General features: G+C 56.1%; 8 protein-coding genes. All 8 read right to left on the bottom strand.

Annotation, left to right across the window (positions count from 1 at the left end):
- Positions 1 to 505 (bottom strand): transaldolase family protein (locus ACOSYY_RS01265; RefSeq protein ID WP_421660432.1); only part of this gene is annotated, 505 nt, incomplete at its 3' end.
- Between the two features lie 30 nt (positions 506 to 535).
- Positions 536 to 1,036 (bottom strand): hypothetical protein, encoded by a 501-nt coding sequence (locus ACOSYY_RS01260; protein WP_421660431.1) that lies wholly within the window; start codon positions 1,034 to 1,036, stop codon positions 536 to 538.
- Between the two features lie 61 nt (positions 1,037 to 1,097).
- Positions 1,098 to 1,652, bottom strand: coding sequence for a Slp family lipoprotein (locus ACOSYY_RS01255; protein ID WP_421660430.1), 555 nt, complete (start codon positions 1,650 to 1,652; stop codon positions 1,098 to 1,100).
- A gap of 246 nt (positions 1,653 to 1,898) precedes the next feature.
- The gene (locus ACOSYY_RS01250) at positions 1,899 to 2,144 is read right to left on the bottom strand and encodes a hypothetical protein (RefSeq protein ID WP_421660429.1); all 246 of its coding nucleotides are present in this window, start codon (positions 2,142 to 2,144) and stop codon (positions 1,899 to 1,901) included.
- Positions 2,116 to 3,966, bottom strand: a complete 1,851-nt coding sequence (locus ACOSYY_RS01245; RefSeq protein WP_421660428.1) for a glycoside hydrolase family 15 protein — start codon at positions 3,964 to 3,966, stop codon at positions 2,116 to 2,118. The genes ACOSYY_RS01250 and ACOSYY_RS01245 overlap by 29 nt, the downstream gene beginning before the upstream one ends.
- 242 nt (positions 3,967 to 4,208) lie before the next feature.
- Positions 4,209 to 4,553, bottom strand: coding sequence for a hypothetical protein (locus tag ACOSYY_RS01240; RefSeq protein WP_421660427.1), 345 nt, complete (start codon positions 4,551 to 4,553; stop codon positions 4,209 to 4,211).
- Positions 4,554 to 4,627: 74 nt separating this feature from the next.
- Positions 4,628 to 5,071 (bottom strand): BON domain-containing protein, encoded by a 444-nt coding sequence (locus ACOSYY_RS01235; protein WP_421660426.1) that lies wholly within the window; start codon positions 5,069 to 5,071, stop codon positions 4,628 to 4,630.
- A 407-nt stretch (positions 5,072 to 5,478) separates the two neighbouring features.
- Positions 5,479 to 6,231: PRC-barrel domain containing protein (locus ACOSYY_RS01230; protein ID WP_421660425.1), on the bottom strand; the 753-nt coding region annotated here is incomplete at its 5' end.

Raw genomic sequence — 6,231 nt, 5'->3', positions numbered from 1 at the left:
TGATATTGACCGCGATACCCTCGAAGAGCAGTTGTTCGATGGCCGGGATCCCGGCATCCGTCGCCGGAACTTTCATGTAGAGGTTGGGCCGATTCACTCGCTCGACATAGCGTCGGGCCTCGGCCATCGTGGCATCGGTATCGTGCGCGAGATGAGGCGAGACTTCCAAGCTGACATACCCGTCGAGGCCGTCGGTGTCGCGATACACGTCATGAAGTAAATCGCAAGCCTGCTGCACATCATGAATCAGCAGTGTTTCGTAAATGTCCTTGGTGGACCGTCCTTCGCGCGTGAGAGACTCAATTTGGCGGTCATAGTCGGGGCTCGTAAGCGCCTCGCGAAATGTCGTGGGATTCGCGGTAATTCCCCGAAGTCCGTGGTCTCGAATCCATTTCTTTAACTCACCGCCGGCGATCATGTGCCGGCTGAGATTATCCAGCCAGTAGCTTTGTCCGCAGGCAAGAAGCTGGTTGAGTGGCGTATCGACTTTTGGGGCGGTTGTCATCTTATACATCTCCTCAATGGAACCACCACCTCATTGTTGTTCAACCGCTTGAGTGGTTCTTCTGCCCAGGTCATCGGTGGGCCCGCCACCGATGTTGATGGCGCCAGATATATTGTCCTCCCGGCTGGAGAGGTTTGAATTCGCGCGCACCACATATTTGATTTCAGATGGACTCTTGAAACACACGCTCGCCGAACCATTGACGCCCAACTTGGCCGTATACTGATTCTTAAATGCGTTCCAATTGGCGCTCATCAATCCGCCGAAACCCCGTTGACAGGACAACTGCCCCTCCACCGGCAAAAGAAAGATCACGCGCGCATCGCCCTGCCGGTTGTTGATCCAGCGAATCTCGTCTCCTGGATTGGCGGTAACGATCTCCGGCGACACAGTATCATCCCGAATAATAATATCCTTCACTTCCCCGGTTCTCGTAACGGTGGGCATTCCATCTCTCCACATTCCCGTGTGCTCGCAGGCCGCCAATGTAAAAAGCGCGGCTCCCACCACGATGCTGTATTGAACCGTCACCGCCGTTCCTCCTTATTTGCGAGTTACCATGCGGATTCACAGGAATTTCAACCGCACATTTCTACCAATAGTAGGGGTACCCGTAATACCCTCGGTATCCCCAGGCATAAGGATAGCCGTAACCATAGTACGGAAAATACCCGGTCTTCATACGATCCCAATCCCATACCGTGACATGCTTGAGGGCCAATTGAGGAACTTGTTGTTGCACTTCATCGATTTGGATGGTTGTTGTGCCCAGTACTTCCCCCACGACGGTCACGCGTTTCTTCTCGCCATCAAACACCGCCGGATCCGATACCTGATCGCCACCGCCGTCGATAACTACGAATCGGCCTTTCGACTCGGCATCGCGGCCGGTGGGAATCAAATCTTCGGACAGCGGAATTTGCAACACCTCGATTAGTGTCCCCGCTTGAGTCCGCTTGGCCGACAATACCTTGCCCCCCGCCAGCATCAGTTTTCCTCGATAGGCTTCTGGATTATTCTTGATGTCGGAGTATCGGAGGTCTTTATCGACACGTCCCTCCAACCGATCGGGAATCACGTCGCGCTGACAGGCGCCGGCGGCACAACAGAGCAGAACAATGCTTACCGACAGACGTGCGTGTTTCATGAACGGCCTCTTTTTCCTTCTGGCACCAACTCTCACAGTGCAATATCGATTCCTTCCTGAATACTGTCGCATCGTTGTCATCACATGCCGGTTCTCTCGAAAACTATGCAAGACGCTGGGCGCTGTCGGCTCCCGTCATGGGGATGATCCCTGCCCGAACAGACAACTTGTCCCCGATAGGAGAGACTATCCCTCTGCATGAGGGCGCTTTGTTCATTCCAGCTCCGGTAGGTCCTTCGCATCCCGCTACCCCGCATCCAAATCGATGAACAATGCGCCAGGATTCCTCCGTTTCAACGTCACGAATAGACAAGGTGTGATGGCCCTGTCCCATGGTTCTCTCCCGACTCTCACGATGGTCGGCACGGAGGGCAGCGTATCGGCATGGATCAAATGCGCGAAGGCCGGGAATAAAAAGCGTCCCGTCAGATCGCCGGTCGCGCCGAAGAGAATGAATGACGTATCATGGCGCGCTTCTCTCCCGATAGGCACGACCCAGGCCCACGCCGCTCGCGATGACGCCGATATGACTGAACGCCTGAGGATAGTTTCCAAGAAATGCGCCGCTCGACGGGTCGATTTGTTCGGGAAGCAGGCCGACCGAATTGGCTCTCGCGCAGAGCGACTCGTATAGCCCCGAAGCCTCGTCGAGCCGCCCTTGTTTCGCCCAATTGTCCACGAGCCAAAAGCTGCACAGCAGAAAGGCTCCTTCATGCCCCTTCAATCCATCCGGTGACTCCTCCAACCGATAGCGGTACAACAGGCCGTTACCGGCGCCCAAACGGCGGACGATGGCTTCGGTCGTCGCCATCATTCTGGGATGGTCGGCGGGAATGACGCGGCGGATGGGCAGCGCCAGCAAACTGGCATCGAGGGCTCCTCCACCCAGATGTTCCGTGAACGAATTGAGACGAGGATCCCAAGCGTCATTCAGAATGGCTTGGACGATGGTATCCGCTTCGGTTTTCCAGCGTGGCAGATCGCACGGCAGTCCGAACCGCTCGGCGATACGTATGCCACGGTCGAGCGCCACCTGGCAGAGAGCTGCGGAGTACGTGAACCGTCGGCCGGATGTACGCACTTCCCAGATTCCCTGGTCGGGCTCGCGCCATTCCGCCCCCGCGGCATCGATCAGCCTGCGTAACTTCTGCCAGAGCGTCTCCGTGACTTCGCCATGATGCCTCGTCCATTGGTAGGCGCAATCGACGATCTCACCGAATACGTCGTGTTGGCGCTGTTCGGACGCGCCATTGCCCCACCGGACCGGTGCCGAGCGTCGGTAACCTTCCAGATGAGAGTCCACCGCTTCCTTTGGCGGGCGTCGACCGTCGAGATTGTACAGCACACGAGGCCGCCCTTCCCGCTCCACCTCCCCTTCCACCGCATCGAGCACCCACCCCAGAAATCCGGACGCCTCGCGGGGAAGCCCGACTCGCTGAAGCGCATACACCGACAGCGCCGCATCCCGAATCCACGCATAACGATAATCCCAATTTCTTTCCCCTCCCAACGCTTCCGGCAGCGAAGATGTCGGCGCGGCGACGATGGCCCCGCTTTCGAAATGATCCAGCAGCTTCAGCGTGATGGCGGACCGCCTCACCATATCGGTTTGCGGCCCGTCATATCTCACGAGCGCGGCCCACCGCCGCCAGGCCTTGCGGGTAGCGGTCAATCGTTCGCTGGGCGCCAAGGGATGATGATGAAATTGCTCGCCTCCCCAACGAATGAGAATCGGCAGCCGGTCGCCGCTTTTCAGGTCGACGATCGTGTCCGAACCCTTGAGGGGCGCTCCGGCCCATAACTGGAGATCCGGCTGATCCTCGTCGACACAGCGCACGCGAAGCCCGTCGCCGCGCGGATCAAATGTCGCGCCGCCCCTTGGCTCGATCGTAATCCTGAGGCGCACGCGCCCGCCCAGCACATGGACATGACGCAAAAGCTCTTGCCTCCCGGCCGACACGTCTTCCCTGAGATCGGCCCCGGACCGAAATAACATGGCGTCGGTCAGCCGCACTGTACCGGCGGTGGTCCGCATTTCGGTCACCAAAACGGCTGTGTCCGTCTCATAGTAGTGCCTCGACTCTGTGAGACCCTCCGGCGCAATCCTGAACGTCCCTCCGCGTCGTGCATCCAAGATGCCGCAAAACAGCGGCGGAGAATCGAATCGTGGCAGGCACAACCATGACATGCCGCCGTCTCGCCCCACCAACGCGGCGGACGTTCCATCTCCGATCAACCCGTAGTCTTCCAGCGGGAGGTACCCGTCTGTGTAGACGAGGGGTTTCCATCCTCTATTGATTGGCTCACTCGCCATCGCGGGCACGATATATCACGCGCTTCGTTTTTTGTGTGCGGAAAGCCCGACTTGACTCCTCTTGCGGTATCCGCATCTTTCAGAGTACAGGAACATTACTCGTCCACAAAGATGGTCTTGAGTGTAACTTGTCCGCAGATAGAACGGCTGGTTTGATGCTTCAAGCGAATAGACGACCGATTCGTCGGTGTAGGTCGTTTCCACTACGCCGCCCCCGCCTGGGAGCGGCGCAAATCGTCGCCCTATTGGCGTCTCTCAGAACCGGTGTAAGAACCAGGCGGTGCAAACCCACCACCATCCATGCGGCTCAAATCCCTGACGCTCGGATCGCCTGACGGTCGACGGTCCCACCAAGGACCTTGGCGTTGAGAGTGACCATCGACGCTGGGAGAGATACTGGGAGATGGAGCCAGATCATGGGGCATCGAGTCGTCAGCTTTCTCGCCGGTAGACCGCCCTTCGCGCCCCGTATCGCTGAGGTACCCCCCCCTGGGCTCCTCGCCAAAACCGCGACCCTGAGCCGAAACCGCTACCGGTATAGCCGAACAGACGACCACGGAGATGACACCCGCAATGATAAATTTCATGGGACTCCTCCCTCTTGTTATAGGTCATACGACCGGTGTGAAGGCTTCTATTTCTATGACTACTTCTACTACTTCTATTCCTCTTCCGCTACCTCCAACTTGCTGACCACCTCTCTCACGCCCGCGCCATAGGCATCTACTATTGCACTTCGAATGGAGTCTTTGTCCTGTACCGTCCCACTCAATGTCGCGGTGCCGTCATCGATTGAAACATCGATCCCTTTCCTGGTTTTGATGAAAGGGTTGGATTCTATGTGGCATTTTACCGTATCTTTCAGTTCCCCGTCCGACTTCCATTGCCAATCATGTATGCCGCCGAGAGGACCGCGGGATGACATATTTCGGCACGAATCGACAATACCGTAAGACCAATTGTCATCTTCGTGTGGATAGTCATACACATCAAAGTCCTCATTGGTTCCAGAGCTGTTGAAGTCTTGTGCTGCTCGCACTTCTACATTCATCTGAAACGCTACACCGACTAGGAGAATCCCGAATAACCGAGCTTGTTTGTCCATGTTGTCCCCCTTGGGATTAGATTATTATCGTTCATACTCTACGCAACGACCGTACCATACGATACGTCTAAGTAGACCCAATAGGAGGACACCTCTCAATGAGCGTTCGTGCTTATAAAAAGCCTTCACGATCGAGGCTATTGTTCTGCATTATGAAATGGACGAGGCAATGAAAATTAATCGAAGGAGCGAGACCGGACATCCTGCCTTGCCGGAGAATGAATGTCCGCCCCATGGATCAGCATGAAAGAATATCCGTCGTGCTGCCGTTCAGGCAGCATGGATGTATCTGAGAGGGACGCTCGCTCAAGATCGGAGCACGTCTGAGTCACGATCACATGAGGAGATGAGGCGCTTCGTCGAACTGCCGGCCGACGATAGAAGCGGAATGGGAACTTATTTCGTCGTCACGCATCCGTTCCATAGTGTTTGAACAGTCGAACCTCGTAATCCGGTGTGATGAGCGTTGACGGATCATAAGCCGGTGCCGATTCAATGGCGTGTCGAGTCAGGAACATCGTAACCGATCGGCTATGCCAGTCGAACGGTCCGATTCGACCGGTCTGTACCAAGACCTTCTTGCCGGGCAGCCAGTTCCGCGTATCGACCTCAACATAACGAACAATCCAATCTTCATCGTCGATGACGAGATCCTTCATGTGACCGATTGCCCCGTCTTGCGCGCGAATTCCATAGCCGGTCACTGCGGCACTGCTGCGAAGATGGGACTGTTCGGGTGCTTTCGAAAAAGGAGCTTCTTTTAGCCTTATTGTCGAAGCATCGGGATAAGAAATCGGGCTTCCCCACATCGTGGTGTCCGGCTGCCAGTATGGCGCCCATTGAAATCGCTCGTAATAAGTTTGCTCGTATCGGCGTGAGACTAATTTGGCGCTTTCGATCGAGGGAGCGTGTTCGATCTGCTCCTTTGGCAGATTGATTCGCATGGAGGAGTCGGCATCATCAATGCCTCCAATCACAATCGGCGCAACCAGCACATGGCGCCCCATGAACCATCCTCCGGTCTTCACGACCAGGTATCGGACCGCCCAGTTTTGATCGTCGAAATAGAGTTCTTGTACCGTTCCCACTTGACCGTCGATACCATAAAGGGTCAACTTGGTAATATCTTGCACTCGCCTGAATTGCTTCATACCTGCTCC

The sequence above is a fragment of the Nitrospira sp. BLG_2 genome (assembly GCF_049222245.1).
The sequence above is the reverse complement of the archived record's forward strand: the minus strand, read 5'-3'. Positions and strand labels throughout refer to the sequence as shown.